Genomic DNA, 15,993 nt, shown 5'->3' on the forward strand with positions numbered 1-15,993 from the left:
TCCTATGCGTATTCTCATCACTGGTGCAGCAGGTTTCTTGGGCCAACGTCTCGCTCGTCGGCTGCTCTCAAACCCTAATCTCCAGCATCTCACACTTGTCGATCTAACACCGCCGCCTGTACCTAATAGCGACTCAAGAGTCAGTAGCCTTGCCGCTGATCTGGCTCGCCCTACAGCTAGCAAAGTCCTAGTGAGCGCAGATATTACAGCGGTTTATCATCTAGCCGCCGTTGTCAGTGGCCAAGCCGAAGCTAACTTCGATCTGGGCATGGCGGTGAACTGCGATGGTACTCGCTATCTGCTAGAAGCCGTTCGTCATCAAGCACCCGGTGCAAAGTTCATCTTTGCTAGCTCTCTAGCTGTTTTTGGGGGTGACCTCCCGGAAGTGATTGCAGACAATACCGTCGTGCAGCCCCAGTCCTCATACGGCACTGAAAAAGCCATCTGTGAGCTATGGATCAACGACTACACTCGAAAAGGCTTCATTGATGGACGGGTGCTACGCTTACCAACTGTCTGCGTACGACCTGGCAAACCCAACGCGGCTGCGTCCTCCTTTGCAAGTGGCATTATCCGCGAACCTCTACAGGGAGAAACGGCCGTCTGCCCGGTCGATCCTACGCTTTCTCTCTGGCTATCTAGTCCGACAGCAGTTGTCAATAACCTGATACATGCCCTGTCGCTAGAGAGTGCGCAGTTTACCTATAGTCGAACGCTCAACCTGCCAGGCATTACAGTAACAGTAGCGTCTATGATTGATGCCCTAGAAGCGATCGCCGGTCAGACCGTCTCCAGTCGTATCAGCTATCAGCCGGATCAGGCTATTTCAGAAATTGTCGCGAGCTGGCCTAGTCGGTTTGATACTAAACAAGCAGTCGCCCTAGGGTTTGAAGGCGATCGCAATTTTCAAGACATTATTCACAGCTTCATAGCGGAAACCGATGTAAAGGAGTGCAGGAACTAGAATGCAGGAACTAGGAATTCATAGAGCAACAGCGTAGCAAATACAGTATAAATAAAGACTAGATAACGCAAGGCAGCCTGTCTCATAGTGAAGACAAGCTTTCTAGATGGTTACGAATGAACTTTTTTAAAGTAATGCTGAGAAATTCCTGAGAGATTGCTCTAGAAAAGCGTCCGTTTTCTAGCAACCCGCTATTGTGGAATATAACCATCTCTTGCCGAGGGCCATCATGCTCAAACCGGTGCTTCATGCTGTTCAGTTATTCCTTAAGGGAGCGACTGGCAAAGATCGTCAGGCTAAACATCATCTGTCTGAACATCTATTACGACTGCAGCTTGCCTACGACCAATTGCAGTTAGAGCATAGCGATCTAGAACAAAAGCATAGCCGCCTTCAGCAAAAGCAGATTGATCTGACTCAGCGTCTTAGTCGTAACAAAACTGATACAGACGAACTTTTGAGCATTGCCGATAGTGAAGTCGACTCTTTGATCAGCGAGAATGAAGATCTACAGCTTAGACTTAGAGAAAGTGAAACAGAAAACTCAGCTCTCAAAGAAAGTAATGGCTCTTTGCTAGGTAGAGTTGCTTTCCTAGAACAGCAGCTCGACATACGCTCTTACCAGAATGGCAGTGCTGAACACAGCAGCACGGAGTCGAAGTCCGGCGCTATTGATACGAATCCCTTTCTGGGCCTAGAAGACAGTTCAGATGAAAGTACTTCGCTTTATACCTTACCTGTTGATCTTTCCAACTTATCAATTGCTTTAGTCGGTGGTCATGAAACTACCTACCGAGAAGTTACAGAAGCCCTTAAACAATACGGCCTGAAACGCTGTATCCACGTTCCCCCTCATAGCATTGCCAGCAACAGCCGCAACCAGATCAAAGATAAGATTAGCACCTGTGATCTTGTTGTCACTATTACTAGCTACGTTGATCATTCTGTTGCCAGATGCGTCAAACAGCTCAAAGATGCTCATATGCTAGGCGGTGGCTATATCCGGGTTAGCTGTCATGGCAAAAGTGGCCTAATCAGAGAGGTCCTCGAATACTTTAGTACGTCTATGCAACCCTCTAGCGTTCTTTAGCTAGGCGGCGAAATGCATTCCGCTATGTGCTACACCGGCCAAATCCTCCGCCACCTGGAGTTTCGATAACAAAGGTATCACCGGGCTCTACGTTAACTGTGGCAGTACTCGCTAGCTCTTGACGGCTACCATCGCGGCGTTGAATCCAGTTATGGCCAACGCTACCAGCCTCGCCACCTGCCTGTCCAAAGGGCGGAATCCGCCGATGACTAGAGAGAATCGCTGCTGTCATGGGTTCTTTGAAGCGCAGTCGCCGCACGGCACCGTGCCCACCTCGGTGATGACCTGCACCGCCGCTATTTTCTCGGATAGAGAAGCTTTCTAAAAGAACAGGGAAACGCCATTCAAGCACTTCTGGATCGGTGAGGTGCGAGTTGGTCATGTGGGTTTGCACTGCGTCTGTACCATCGAAGTCAGGGCCAGCACCAGCACCACCGCAGATTGTCTCGTAATACTGATAGCGCTGATTGCCAAAGGTGAAGTTATTCATGGTTCCTTGCGAAGCCGCTAGCACACCTAGAGCACCATACAATGTATCAACAATTGCCTGAGAGGTTTCGACATTCCCTGCAACCACAGCAGCTGGATATTCAGGATTAAGCAGACAGCCTTCGGGAATGACGATCTTTAGCGGTTTCAGACAGCCTGCATTTAAGGGAATATCATCGTCTACGAGCGTTCTAAAGACATAGAGGACGGCTGCTTTACAAATAGCGGATGGGGCATTGAAGTTGCTATTTAGCTGGGGTGAGGTTCCTGAAAAGTCGATGGTGGCACTCCGATCTTGTTTGTCAATTTGAATGGTGACCTGGATGCGATCGCCACTGTCCATCTCGTAGGTAAAGCTGCCATCGCTTAGCCGATCAATCGCTCGCCGAACGGCCGCTTCAGCGTTATCTTGTACATAGCCCATATAAGCCTGTACTGTATCGAGTCCATACTGTTCTAGCATCCGCTGTAGCTCTTGCACTCCTTTCTCGTTCGCAGCAATCTGTGCCTGCAAATCAGCGATATTCTGAGTCGGATTACGCACTGGGTATTCTCCCGTTGTTAGCATTTGCTGCAGCTCAGTCTCTCGAAATCGACCCGCCTCGACAAGTTGAAAGTTGTCGAACAGCACCCCTTCCTGCTCTACCGACGTACTATTAGAAGGCATTGATCCTGGCGTTATTCCGCCAATATCAGCATGATGTCCGCGAGAAGCTAAGTAGAAGATCACATTGCTACTACCTTTGTCAAAGACAGGCGTAATGGCGGTTATATCGGGTAGGTGGGTACCGCCGTGGTAGGGATTGTTCAATATGTAAACGTCCCCTGGTTGAAGAGAGTCACCACGGCTATCTACCAGCGATTTAACACTTTCACTCATCGAACCCAAATGGACTGGAATATGGGGCGCATTTGCAACAAGTTGTCCGTTTTGATCAAAGACGGCACAAGAAAAATCAAGCCTTTCTTTGATGTTTACTGAATAGCTAGTATTTTGCAGCGTAGTGCCCATTTGCTCAGCGATCGAGCGAAACAGATTGTTGAAGATTTCCAGCATTACCGGATCAGCGGTTTTAGTGCTGATATCGACATTTCCTAAGCTCCTTTCTGAAGCTTGATAGGTCAGGATTAGATGGTTGCGATCGCTCACTTCAACTTGCCAATCTGGTTCAATCACAGTCGTGCCTGTTGTTTCCACCACTAGTGCTGGTCCTAAAACCGTGTCTCCCGGCTGTAGCTCTTTGCGCTGATAAACCGGCGTCTGATGCCAGTCCCCAGCCGTATAAATTTTCACATGCTCAACTGGCTGAGGGCTTGCTGCTGATTGTCGCTCTAGCTGAGGTTCATTCGCTGTTTGAGTTTGGGCCACCAGCTCAATCGAAATGGCCTCAACTATTAGGTCTTTGCCTGCGGCTACAAACCCGTACCGCTGGTGATGCTTAGTTTCAAACTGCTGCTGCATCTGTCTAGCTGGCTCGAAGTTGACAAGCAGCGTCGAATCGGTCCCGTCGTATTTCAAATGCGCCTGTTGCCGAACTTCTAATCCAGTTGGCTGAACTGACTGTTGGGCGAGTTCGCCTTCTGCATCGGCAATCAGTTCATCAAAGCGAGGCAATAGGTCTAATTCCGCTGTCAGTGGCGCTTCTATCGAGCTTTCTCTCAGCACTCTGATTTCCGCTAGCCCAATTCCATAGGCAGAAAGTACTCCCGCATAAGGATGAATTAAAACCCGCTTCATGCCCAGCGCCGCTGCGATCAAACAAGCATGTTGTCCGCCCGCCCCACCAAAGCAACAGAGCGTATACTTAGACACGTCGTAGCCTTTTTGCAGCGAGATTTGTTTAATCGCGTTGGCCATTTTCTCGACCGCGATACTCAAGAATCCATCGGCAACCGCAGCGGCACTACGACCATCACCAATCTCAGCGGTCAGTTGCTCAAGCTTTTCAGCGACAACTTGTCGATTTAGGGGTGCATTTGCTTTGGGGCCAAACACCTGTGGAAAGAAACCAGGCTGAAGCTTACCTACTTGCACATTGCAGTCCGTCACAGTTAGCGGTCCACCTCGGCCATAGCTAGCTGGACCTGGATTAGCCCCGGCAGATGATGGCCCTACCCGGTAGCGACTGCCATCGTATTGAATGATTGAACCACCACCGGCTGCTACTGTGTTAATTGCCATCATTGGCGTTCGCAGCCGCACGCCAGCGACTTCTGAGTCAAAGGTACGCTCATATTCCCCCGCATAGTGAGCCACATCTGTAGAGGTGCCGCCCATGTCAAAGCTGATAATTTTCTCGAATCCAGCTAGTTCGCTAGTCTTAACGGCTCCGACAATTCCGCCTGCAGGGCCAGAGAGGATGCTGTCTTTTCCTTGAAAGAACTGAGCATCGCTCAAGCCACCATTCGACTGCATGAACATCAGCGAGGGCACATCATCTGTAGACGCTGAGCTCGATATTTGACTGGTCACCCGGTCTACATATCGTCGCAAAATCGGCGAAAGATAAGCATCGACCACCGTTGTATCGCCTCGACTGACCAACTTCATCAGCGGGCTTACCTGATGGGATAGTGAAACTTGGGTGAAGCCAATTTGCCGAGCGAGTTTACCTAGGGCTTGCTCGTGCTTTGGGTATCGGTAGCCGTGCATCAGGGCGATCGCACAACTTCGGATCCCTTGAGCGTAAGCTTCCCTTAACTGCCGTTGAGCTTCATCTATTTGTAGCGGTATCAAAACTTCGCCCTGAGCGCCTATCCTTTCTTCAACTTCCACCACGCGCTCATAAAGCATCTGCGGCAGCACAATCTCTCTCGCGAAGATATTGGGCCGATTTTGATAGCCGATTCTAAGGGCATCGCCAAAGCCTTGAGTGATGACAAGCAGAGTGCGATCGCCCTGATGTTCTAGCAGTGCATTAGTCGCCACCGTCGTCCCCATTTTTATTCCAGCAATTTGTTCAGCCGGAATCGGGTCGTCTGCGCCCAGGCCCAAGCAATCACGAATTCCCTGCACCGGCGCATCTGAATACTGCTCAGGGTTCTCAGAAAGTAGCTTATGAACAACAATCTCGCCGTTGGGTCGCTTGGCTACCACATCCGTAAAGGTGCCGCCTCGATCGATCCAAAACTGCCATTGCCTATCGGATTTACCCATGCCCGCCTGTTCGGTATTGTTCATTGCTGCTTTAATCTGCTGCTTTAATCTAAGTCAATCGGTTAGGACTCGTGGTGAGTTGACTGCAAACCTAGCGATCGCTATATACTTTCGTCCACTAGATATCTTTGACAGTTGCTGATTTACACGGAGCACTTTCGCCACCGATTTCACCACCGATTGACACCTAGTACTTTACTTTCGGCATTAACGAACACCTAGCGCTTTTGCCATCAAGCTGACAGGAAACACTAGAACGTTGGTGACCATTTTACTTTTGTATTCTGCTAACACAGAACGACCTCTCATAAAATCGATCATGAACAAGACAACTTGCGCTATCTAGCTGCACTCGGCTATCTAGCTTCATGCCGCTTCAAGGTCTGCCACAAACAAGGGAGTACAGGTAACCGTCAACGTTAAACTATAGACCGCTAAATAGCCGCTCTTATGAGCATCCAAAAGAATGAATCGCTTCTTTACTCGCCCGGCAATCATGCCCGCTGCCCCTGTCGCAGCCGCCCTTGTTCTATCTGTAAGCGCCTTTGGCTGCAATCAGGTTCAAACTAACGCCTCAGAAGCGACTGCTGAGTTTCAAGGTACCGCTATCACCACCTACACCTGGCAAGTCGAATACATTCCCACCAGTCCTGGTCAAGATAGACCCAATGATCGCCGCCTAGAACAATTCGAATCCACTACGCTCACAACGACTAATGGCATCCGCCCTGACGCCGCCGGTTCTGGTCCTGATAGTAAAGGACTCTGGTGGCCTACCTTACCGCCCGAACCCACTGTAGACGATATCGAGTCTCGCCTTCGCCCAGGCGAAACCGCTCGCTCTCCAGAAATTATCAAGTCCGCTGACTACACACTAAGCTTCAACCAGGCAGGTGAAGAAAAAACTCTTCCCACCGACTACGAAGTCTACCGCGAAGCAGTCAAAGCCTTTGAAAGGGGTCGTCCTCTCCAGCTCACCCTAGGGCCCCAAGACAACTCCGTCATCCAAGCAGAGATCCAGTAATCTCCATTTGGCCTTCTGGTAGCTGAGCAAAGTCGACGCCTTGCTCGCCCACGCCGCCTCCCCTAAAATTAGACAGCTCTCTCCTACCTGTGCCCATGCCTCAGCCTCGCATCCTTTCAGGCATCCAAACCACCGGCAACATGCATCTAGGTAACTATCTTGGTGCTATTCGAAACTGGGTCGAACTACAGGCTCAGTACGATTGCTTTTTGTTCATGGCAGATCTGCATGCCATTACCGTTCCTCAAGATCCTAAAACCCTGGCTGAAAATACGCTTAAGCTAGCTGCTACTTATATTGCTTGCGGAATCGATCCTGAACAATCCACTATCTTTGTCCAATCTCAACTACCAGAACATAGTGAACTAGCGTGGCTGTTCAACTGCATCACACCGCTTAATTGGCTAGAACGAATGATCCAATTCAAGGAGAAAGCGCTCAAGCAGGGAGAAAATGTCAGTGTTGGCTTGATGGATTATCCGGTGCTACAGGCAGCCGATATCTTGCTATACGAACCTGATTTGGTGCCTGTTGGCGAAGATCAAAAGCAGCATTTAGAGTTAACTCGCGACATCGCTGGCAGACTCAACCATCAGTTTGGCAAAAAGAAGAAACCAGTTCTCAAGGTGCCAGAACCATTGATACGCGAGACTGGAGCGCGGGTAATGAGCCTCACTGATGGGACGAAAAAGATGTCCAAATCAGACCCTTCAGATCAAAGTCGAATTGATCTAACTGATACCCCGCAAGCGATCACCAAAAAGATTAAACGAGCAAAAACCGATCTCGAACGGGGCTTGGAATTCGATAATCCTGAACGGCCAGAATGTAACAATCTGCTAGGTCTTTATCAACTACTCTCAGGTCAAACAAAAGCAGCCGTTGCTGATGAATGCCGAGATATGGGATGGGGACAGTTCAAGCCATTGCTAGCTGAGACTACAGTGGAGGCACTACGACCGATCCAGGAGAAGTACGCTGAGCTAATGGATGATCGCACCTATTTGCTCTCAGTATTAGCCGATGGGAAAAGCAAAGCGCAGGCGATCGCAATCCCCACGCTAGACAAGGTCAAAACGGCTATGGGCTTCACGCTATCAACCTAAACACCGCATCACAAACAGACAAGCTCGAACATGACTCATTTCAATCGCAGAACATGATCGGCTTTGATGCCTAGGCTCGATAGAATAGCAACTAAGAAAGAACATTTAAGAAGTCAGTTCTAAGAAGCTGAGCCGCCGAGCCTATGGATGCAGTATCAAATCGATTTCGCGCGGCCATCAAGTCCAAAAAGTTTATCGTCACGGCTGAAGTGATGCCGCCCAAAGGCGCTAATCCACAGCACATGCTAGAGATGGCTGACGGTTTGAAGGACTGGGTACATGCTGTCAATGTGACCGACGGTAGTAGAGCAGTGCTGCGAATGTCTTCTTTAGCCTGCTCTGCACTATTGCGCCAGGCTGGAATTGAACCTATTTGCCAGATGACTGGGCGTGATCGCAATGCTATTGCCCTCCAAGCCGACCTCATGGGAGCCCACGCTCTGGGAGTTCGCAACGTTCTAGCCCTGACCGGCGATCCGCTCAAGGCAGGTGACCATCCCAAAGCCAAACCTGTCCATGAGCTAGACTCTATTCGCCTTCTGCGCTTGATTAGAAAGCTCAACGAAGGCACTGACTATAACGAGAAACCTATGAACGACGGCGCACTAGATATCTTTCCAGGCGCAGCCGTCGACCCACAGTCCACAAGCTGGTCAGGGCTGCAAAGCCGATTCGAGAAAAAGTTAACCTCGGGCGCGCAGTTTTTTCAAAGTCAGCTAATCTCTGATTTTGACAAGTTAGAGAAGTTTATGGATCAAGTGGCGGTGGGATGCGATCGCCCTATCCTAGCTGGCATCTTTCTACTCAAATCCGCTAAGAACGCCGCCTTCATCAACCGCTGCGTTCCCGGCGTCGACATCCCTCAGCATCTGATTGATAGATTGGCGGCCGCCAAAGAACCCCTTCACGAAGGCATGAAAATTGCCGCCGAGCAAGTACAAGCCGCACGTCAGCTCTGTCAGGGCGTCCATATGATGGCGGTTAGAAGAGAAGATCTGATTCCCCAGATCCTAGAGATGGCAGGCGTAGAACCCCAAACACAAAGGCAAGTAGCTAGCACCTCAAGCGCAGTGAGGTAGCCATTTATATGCATATCATTTCCTATAGCGAGCAGGAATACGAACGTTTGGTTGAGATGCTAAACAATTTGATCGATCAAGTAGGTGAGGACGAACTGCATCCCTTAGCTTCGATGATGGATGTCATTGGAACCCTCATCGAGAGCTACAAAACAAAGTACGTGCCAGAACTAGAAGAGGTCGGCTAGAAAAAGTTGGATGTGCTAGAGAGAAAGCATTGCCTCTAGTTTAGCTCTGGCTGCATATTTAGGTCTGAGCAGCTTGGCTCTGGGTAGTAGTCTGACCAGTAGAGCGACCAATGCCTGTTGTTCTACTTAATATCCTAGCGGTTCTGCTCCTGGCGCCGCTGATATAGGTAAAGAATACGGGAATGACCACTAGCGTTAGTAGCGTAGAGGTTGAGAAGCCACCGATGACTGCGATCGCCATCGGACTGCGCGTTTCACCGCCTGCCCCGAGTTCCAAGGCAATCGGTACCATCCCTGCCACCGTTGAGATCGAAGTCATCAAAATCGGTCGCAGTCTGGTAATTCCCGCTTCGATCACCGCCTGACGCCGCGACTTCCCTTCTCTCATCGCAATCAGCGCATAGTCCACTAGCAAAATCGAGTTCTTCGTCACCAGACCAATCAGCAGTACGATGCCGATCAACGCGAATAATCCCATCGGCTTTTGCGCGACTAGTAGCCCCATCAACGCACCACCAACGCACAGCGGCAGTGCCATCATCACAGCAATAGGATACAAAAAGTCGTTGTACAACAGCACCAACACGGCATAGATCATCAAGATCGCCGTGCCTAGCGCTAGCCCAAATCGGCTAAAGACTTCCTGCTGGATCTCAGCATCGCCTGTTGACTGCTCTCTGACACCATCAGGTAAGTTTTGCATGATGGGTAGCTCACCAACGGCCTCGATAGCTTGACCTAGCGTGATACCCTGAAGGTTAGCACCGACAGTGATCTGGCGAGAGCGATTGAAGCGATCGATCTGAGCAGGGCCGCTACCAAAACTGATATCGGCAACTGCAATTAGCGGCACCATCTGACCATTTTGACCGGGTACTTGCAGGTTCTCTAGTGTGCTTAGATCATCAACAGCCTCGGGGGCTAATCGCACACGAATAGGAATCTGGCGATCGCCCACATCGAAATCAGCTAGGTTTGATTCACTATCGCCCAGCGTTGCCAAAGAAGCCGTCCGAGCAATGCTACTTACCGACACGCCTAAATCTGCGGCTCTAGCCGGATCGGGTCGAATCAAGACCTCTGGCTGCACCAGCGAGGCGGTAGAGTTCACTTCCACCATGCCTGGAATCTGTCGCACCTGCTGAGTCAGATCTTGAGCGGTTCGCGTCAGCAGCTCAGGATTTTCACCCGTGAGAACCAGTTCATAATCTTTGCCACCACCGCCCGCACCCTGACTGACAAAATTAATTCTAACGCCCGGAATAGTTTGAAATTCTTTGCGGAGCTGCTCCTCATAGAGGCTGCGCTCTATTCGTTCTTCTTTGGGCTTTAGCTGTACAGAAGCGGAGGCATCGCCTGGGGTGTTGGTCATGAACACATCTTCTGTCGCAGGTTTAGAAAGGAGAAGATTGGTAACGCGATCGCTCACCAGCTCCGTTCTTTCCAAAGTCGTTCCCGGTGGTAAAGAGATACTAATAGAGGTTCGACTAGTATTACCTGAGTCAAACAGACTAGTCGGTAAGAACCGGGCCAAGTTCATACTGCCAATGAAGAACAATAGTGCTAGCACAATCGTAATCAGGCGATGATTTAGCGCTGTGTTCAACAGTTTATGGTACGGCAACAGATAGCGCGGCACCCGTAGCCCATCAGCAGCAACGACTGTGTTTCCCTCATTACCTCCATCGGCTGGTTTGAGCAAATAGGCCGCCATCATGGGACTTACTAGTCGGGCCACCAGCGTAGAGAACATCGTTGCTACCGCTACCGTCACGCCAAACGGCTTGAAGAACTGGCCTGGAATTCCTCCCATGAAAGCAACTGGAAGGAATACGGCAACAATTGTCGCCGTGGTGGTGACGACGGCTAAGCCAACTTCTGCTGTCGAATCGATTGCAGCTTTAAAAGGTGGCTTACCCATTTGAATGTGACGCTCGGTATTCTCAATTTCTACGATCGCATCGTCTACTAGGTTGCCAACCGCCAATGTCAATGCCAGCAGAGACATACTGTTGAGCGTGTAGCCTAACGCTTGCAAAACCAGAAAAGTGGGGATGATTGAAAGCGGCAGCGCCGTCGCGGTAATCAGCGTTGTCCGCCAGTTGCGGAGGAAAAGACCCACCACAATCACCGCCAAAATGCAGCCTAGTATCAGCGCATCAATAGACGCTTGATACGAGTCTCTAATGTCGGTGCCTTGGGTGAACGTCAGCTCAAAAGTGATATCTTCTGGCAGCGTCTGCTCAAGCTCAGCGATCGCCTCTGTGACCGAGTCTTCTACCGTGACTACCACGCTACCCTTACTGCGATAGACCCGAAAGCCTACCACTGGCTGACCATTTAGATAGGCAGACTGGCGGATTTCGCCAAAGTCGTCTTCGACTGAGCCCAAACTACTAAGCGGCGTAGTTCCCCCAGCCGGTAAGACAATTTGTAGCGATCGCAGCTCATCTACCGTTGCTGCACTGCCTAGCGTCCGAATGCCTTGCTCTATCCCCGAGATATCGCTGCGGCCCCCCGGCAAGTTGATATTAAACTGGCGAATTTGGTCATTCACCTCAGTCGCTGTGATACCTAAGGCGTTGAGCTGAGCTGGATCGAGATTTACACGGATCTCTCTATCGACACCACCGACTCGGTCAACTCTAGCCACGCCTTCTGCTGCTAGAAGTTTGCGGCCAATCTCTCTATCAACAAGATCGCTAATTTCTTCGACTGAGCGCTGATCTGAGCCAACGGTATAGATGACAACAGGCCCACCAGAAAACTCTAGCCGCTGCACAATTGGGTCGCTCGCATCTTCCGGAAAATCTTGGCGAATCCGGGTAATCGCATCACGAACATCATTAGTAGCCTGGTCAGTATCAACCCCCAAATTAAATTCAATGACTGTTTCTGACGATCCGTCACTCACAGTCGAGGTCAGCGAGTCAATGTTGCCAAGACCGGCCACTGCATCTTCTATCTTTTTAGTGATCTGGTTTTCCATCTCGGCAGGGCCAGCGCCTGTCTGGGTCACCTGCACCTGTACCGCTGGCACATCGATATTCGGATTGGCATCAATGCCCAGATTGCCAAAGGCAACTAAACCTGTGATCGTGAGTACCAAAAATAAAACAATCGTCGGCACCGGACGCCGAATTGACCATTCAGAAATGTTGAACATATCTAGTTGCTGCCCTCAAAGCTACTCTCTGAGACAATGCCAGGGCCATCGTTGGAAACTACATCTACTAGATCGCCATCTTGTACATAGCTCGCCCCTTCTAAAACAACTGGGACATCAGCCTGCAATCCAGAAACGATTTCGATTTGCGCAGGCTGATTTCCGCTTGCTGGAATCTGCTCACCTGTGGTTACAGGCTGGGCTTTAACAGTGCCATCCGCAGCTAACTGGTAGACTACAAAGCCACCGCTGCTTTGCGGTAGAACGGCTTCTGCTGGTACCGTTACCCCTTCACGCGTTCCGACCACAATCGCTGCTTGCAAAAACATACCAGGACGTAGGCGATCGCTCCCTGGCAACCCTACTTTTACGGTCGCCTTTCTCGTCTGCGCGTCAACGGTTGGATCAATTGATCGCACAAAGCCCTGAAGCTGCAAAGCAGCATCAGAGTTAGACGAGATCTGAACTGGCGTACCCGGTGTTACTTTGGCCATCTGCGTCTGCGGAATCTCGACCGCTAGCTCTAATTCGTCATTACTAATTAGCTTGAATAGAGGTGTGCCTGTACTAGCTGTATCTCCTACTGTTGCTGCTCTTTCCGCAATTACGCCATCGCTAGGTGCGATCACCAAGGTTTGATCTAGCTGGGTTTTTAACTGATTGACCTCAGCTTCGGCGCTACGAACAGATGCCTGGGCGCTTGAAATCGCCGCCTGCTGCGCGCCGACGGTTTGCTCTGCGGTAGCAACTTCAGTTCTCCGCTCGGTTAGAGACTCAGCGCTGATAGCTCCCTGCTCGAATAGCGAACTATATCGGTCAAAGTTTTCTCTGGCTTCGGCTAGAGAAGCTTGGGCTTGGGCCGCCTCTGCTCGTCTCTGCTCGACGGTGGCGATCGCCGCACTTACCTGGGCCTGGGATTGCTCGATCTCACTACGCAAAACCGAATCGTCAAGAACAGCCAGAATTTGGCCTGCCGCAACGCGATCGCCCTCGCGCACGTTCACTGCCCGAATCTGTAAACCACTTGCTCTAGGCGATACTGAAAGCAAGTCAAACGCTTCGACGGTGCCATTGGTCTCAATGGTTTGGCGAATGGAAGTAGATTGCGATCGCACCGTGGTTACCGTCGCACTCGCTACCGCCGTTGGTTCGACTAGCGGCGCCTCTCCTCTAGAAGCGACCATAGACAGCAGCTTTTGGCCCCCTATTGCTAGCCCTAGTCCTAGACCCAACCCTAGCAATAGGCCTCTGGGTCCACTTAACCAGCCGGGAACGTTTCGAACCGGTCGCTTTCGTTTCTTAGGTTTCAAAATCCCGTCTGTGAGGCCTTTTGAGCTTGAGGTAGGCACCACCTCCGGTTCTATAGAGCTATCTTCGTCGTCTCGGAAATCGTGCTGAAGATCTTGGTAAGCCACAGGGGTACGTATTTGCCAGTTTGCCAGCGGAGTGTTTACAAAAAAGTGTTTACAAAAGTTTAATATTCCTATTATTGCTTACACTTCCCCATTTTGCGTAGATCCCTAAGACAGCAAAAAAATAGGACCAAACCTGTTACCCTATACCCCATCAGCTGATCTGTAATAGCTCGTAATCCTAGACAAGCGCGATCATGAAAACCAAATCCTGGTGGCAGAAACTAAAGCGCAATCCGCTTGCTCGATTTGGTGCGGTTGTCCTAATCGTCTTTTACATCGCAGTCATCTTTGCTGATTTCGTCGCCCCCTACGATCCACTCAATCAGCAGCCCAATGGTTCCTTACTCCCTCCTACAAGCATCTACTGGGTGAACCAGGAAACCAACCAATTTATTGGCCCACACATCTATCCCACCATTCAAGGGCCTATTGATATCGATACCGGACTAAGAGAAAAGGAAGTGGACTTTAGCCGTCCTGCACCGCTGCGCTTGTTTGTGCGGGGCGATCAGTATCAACTTTTTAAGTTCACGTTGCCACTGATTACGGGCTTCTCGTTCGAAGACAACATTACGATGAGAGAAGTTCCTATCTTTCCAGGCATCTCTAGCAATCTGCATCTATTCGGTCCAGTCGGACCCGCTACGTTACCATTTCAAACAGCCGAGCCCATAGTAGACCCAGTAGAACCGATAGCACAGCCGGATAGTGACTTCTTAGAACCTATAGAGCTACCCCCAGCAGAGGTAGAGGTTAGTCCGGTGGCCACTACCCCTGCCTATTTCAACATTTTTGGTACGGACAGAGCGGCAAGGGATGTGTTTAGCCGCTTGGTCTACGGAGGGCGCATTAGTCTCGGTATTGGCATTGTCGGTATCTCAATTTCTTTTCCGCTGGGCTTACTGGTAGGCGGAATCTCTGGCTACTTCGGAGGTATTGTCGATTCTGTGATCATGCGTTTGGTCGAGGTAATCATGACGATTCCCTCTATCTATCTGCTGGTTGCGTTAGGTGTGATTCTGCCACCTCAGCTCGATAGCGCTCAGCGGTTTCTGCTGATCGTGCTAATTATCTCGTTTATCGGCTGGGCAGGGTTAGCTAGGGTAATTCGAGGTGAAGTGCTCTCGCTCAAAGAAAGAACGTTCGTACAGGCATCACGCTCGATGGGCGGACGCAGCCTACATATTATTACCCGCCACATCTTGCCGCAAACCGCCACCTACGTAATTATTGCGGCCACACTGTCTATTCCTAGCTACATCGTCTCTGAAGCTGTCTTAAGCCTAATTGGGCTCGGTATCACCGAGCCCGATCCGTCCTGGGGCAATATGCTTTCTGCTGGCACCGACGCTTCGATCTTGGTGCTCAATCCCTGGTTGGTTTGGCCTCCGGCCGCATTGATTGTGATTGTTGTTCTTTGCTTCAATCTGCTCGGTGATGGCCTCAGAGATGCTCTCGACCCTCGCAGTTTGGAAGAACGTTGATATTAGAAAGCGCCGACCTTAAGCCACTGGCTGAGGCCCTGTTCTACTTTGGCTCAGCTCCTGATGAACGCTAGTTCCAATTTGGATAGCCTCATTAAGTAGACGGCCATAGTCACTAGCTTCATCACTAACCCACAATAGCTGTAACGTCGCCAGGTTTCGCTCAATGCTATGGAACATTTCTTGACGCCTAGCCATGAACTGTTGATGTTTTCGCATGATTCTTTCAGTCATGAGGCCACACACCAAGCTTTCTCTAGTCAAGTGAAGTGCTTCTATAACACCTTCTCTGTTCTCTAGGCTTGGTTTTCCTGGGTATGAGAGCGTATTTTTTGCCGCACCTAGCTCTTCTAATATTTCAACGGCTGAGACCACTTCGTTGAAGCGGTCAATTTCATCGAGTAAATGGCTAAGGGTGAGCAGACGCCTGCCCTCATGCCAGCGGTAATAGGTCCAAGCGATAGTCAGAGTGATCGCGCCTAGCACGCCAAGCGGCAAAGCTCCCCAAACTGCCTGCATATTGTCACCACTTGCTGAGCGCACGGTCAACAGCGTCAAAGGCAGACAAAAGATTAGACCCACTGCCAGCAGCAAGCCCAGCTCACTTAATAGAGCCAGTCGATGCGTGGGCAAGAAAGCCGTCTGACGATAGGCCCATCCAATAGTGACATCGCCAACATCTAGCCCTGTCATCTCATCTAGCTCTCGCTGCGTAATTCTCAGATTATCTAGAGTCTTCATTGCTAGATTTTCTCTGTAACGTTTCTTACTTTGCTGAAGTATATATAGCTGAAGTACATATAGCTTTGGTCACTTAGCTTGCGACATTTG

The 15,993-nt window shown here is 50.3% G+C and carries 11 protein-coding genes; 7 read left to right on the plus strand and 4 right to left on the minus strand.

The annotated features are described in order from the left end of the window. The first annotated feature begins 4 nt into the window (after positions 1 to 4). Together denD and S7335_RS17560 are read left to right on the plus strand one after the other, a co-directional pair. On the plus strand, positions 5 to 964 hold the full coding sequence (gene denD / locus S7335_RS17555; protein WP_006457137.1) for a D-erythronate dehydrogenase: 960 nt from the start codon (positions 5 to 7) through the stop codon (positions 962 to 964). Positions 965 to 1,193: 229 nt separating this feature from the next. Further along, positions 1,194 to 2,054, plus strand: coding sequence for a DUF2325 domain-containing protein (locus S7335_RS17560; RefSeq protein ID WP_006456478.1), 861 nt, complete (start codon positions 1,194 to 1,196; stop codon positions 2,052 to 2,054). A gap of 22 nt (positions 2,055 to 2,076) precedes the next feature. On the opposite strand, the gene S7335_RS17565 is transcribed toward S7335_RS17560, so the two are convergent. Then, on the minus strand, positions 2,077 to 5,724 hold the full coding sequence (locus S7335_RS17565) for a hydantoinase B/oxoprolinase family protein (RefSeq protein ID WP_006454323.1): 3,648 nt from the start codon (positions 5,722 to 5,724) through the stop codon (positions 2,077 to 2,079). Between the two features lie 442 nt (positions 5,725 to 6,166). On the opposite strand from S7335_RS17565, the gene S7335_RS17570 reads away from it, so the two are divergent. The 4 genes from S7335_RS17570 (at position 6,167) to S7335_RS17585 (ending at position 9,097) form a co-directional block, all read left to right on the plus strand. Next, positions 6,167 to 6,724 carry a hypothetical protein gene (locus S7335_RS17570; protein ID WP_006456410.1) on the plus strand — a complete coding sequence of 186 codons (558 nt, stop codon included), beginning with the start codon at positions 6,167 to 6,169 and terminating at the stop codon, positions 6,722 to 6,724. A 95-nt stretch (positions 6,725 to 6,819) separates the two neighbouring features. Further along, positions 6,820 to 7,830: a tryptophan--tRNA ligase gene (trpS, locus tag S7335_RS17575; protein WP_006454782.1), complete on the plus strand. Its 1,011-nt coding sequence runs from the start codon at positions 6,820 to 6,822 to the stop codon at positions 7,828 to 7,830. A gap of 143 nt (positions 7,831 to 7,973) precedes the next feature. Next, the gene (locus S7335_RS17580; RefSeq protein WP_006456471.1) at positions 7,974 to 8,909 is read left to right on the plus strand and encodes a methylenetetrahydrofolate reductase; all 936 of its coding nucleotides are present in this window, start codon (positions 7,974 to 7,976) and stop codon (positions 8,907 to 8,909) included. Between the two features lie 8 nt (positions 8,910 to 8,917). After that, positions 8,918 to 9,097 (plus strand): hypothetical protein, encoded by a 180-nt coding sequence (locus tag S7335_RS17585; protein ID WP_006454672.1) that lies wholly within the window; start codon positions 8,918 to 8,920, stop codon positions 9,095 to 9,097. 58 nt (positions 9,098 to 9,155) lie between these two features. Here S7335_RS17585 and S7335_RS17590 read toward each other — a convergent pair whose 3' ends face one another. Both S7335_RS17590 and S7335_RS17595 read right to left on the minus strand, forming a co-directional pair. Continuing rightward, complete coding sequence (locus tag S7335_RS17590; protein WP_006456265.1) at positions 9,156 to 12,263, minus strand: efflux RND transporter permease subunit; 3,108 nt, start codon at positions 12,261 to 12,263, stop codon at positions 9,156 to 9,158. A 2-nt stretch (positions 12,264 to 12,265) separates the two neighbouring features. Further along, complete coding sequence (locus S7335_RS17595) at positions 12,266 to 13,678, minus strand: efflux RND transporter periplasmic adaptor subunit (RefSeq protein WP_157620303.1); 1,413 nt, start codon at positions 13,676 to 13,678, stop codon at positions 12,266 to 12,268. Positions 13,679 to 13,872: 194 nt separating this feature from the next. On the opposite strand from S7335_RS17595, the gene S7335_RS27385 reads away from it, so the two are divergent. Then, positions 13,873 to 15,162, plus strand: coding sequence for an ABC transporter permease (locus tag S7335_RS27385; protein ID WP_006455423.1), 1,290 nt, complete (start codon positions 13,873 to 13,875; stop codon positions 15,160 to 15,162). Positions 15,163 to 15,180: 18 nt separating this feature from the next. Here S7335_RS27385 and S7335_RS17605 read toward each other — a convergent pair whose 3' ends face one another. After that, positions 15,181 to 15,903, minus strand: coding sequence for a hypothetical protein (locus S7335_RS17605; RefSeq protein ID WP_006455910.1), 723 nt, complete (start codon positions 15,901 to 15,903; stop codon positions 15,181 to 15,183). Between the last annotated feature and the right edge of the window lie 90 nt (positions 15,904 to 15,993).

This window comes from Synechococcus sp. PCC 7335, from assembly GCF_000155595.1.
Taxonomy (GTDB): Bacteria; Cyanobacteriota; Cyanobacteriia; order Phormidesmidales; family Phormidesmidaceae; genus Phormidesmis.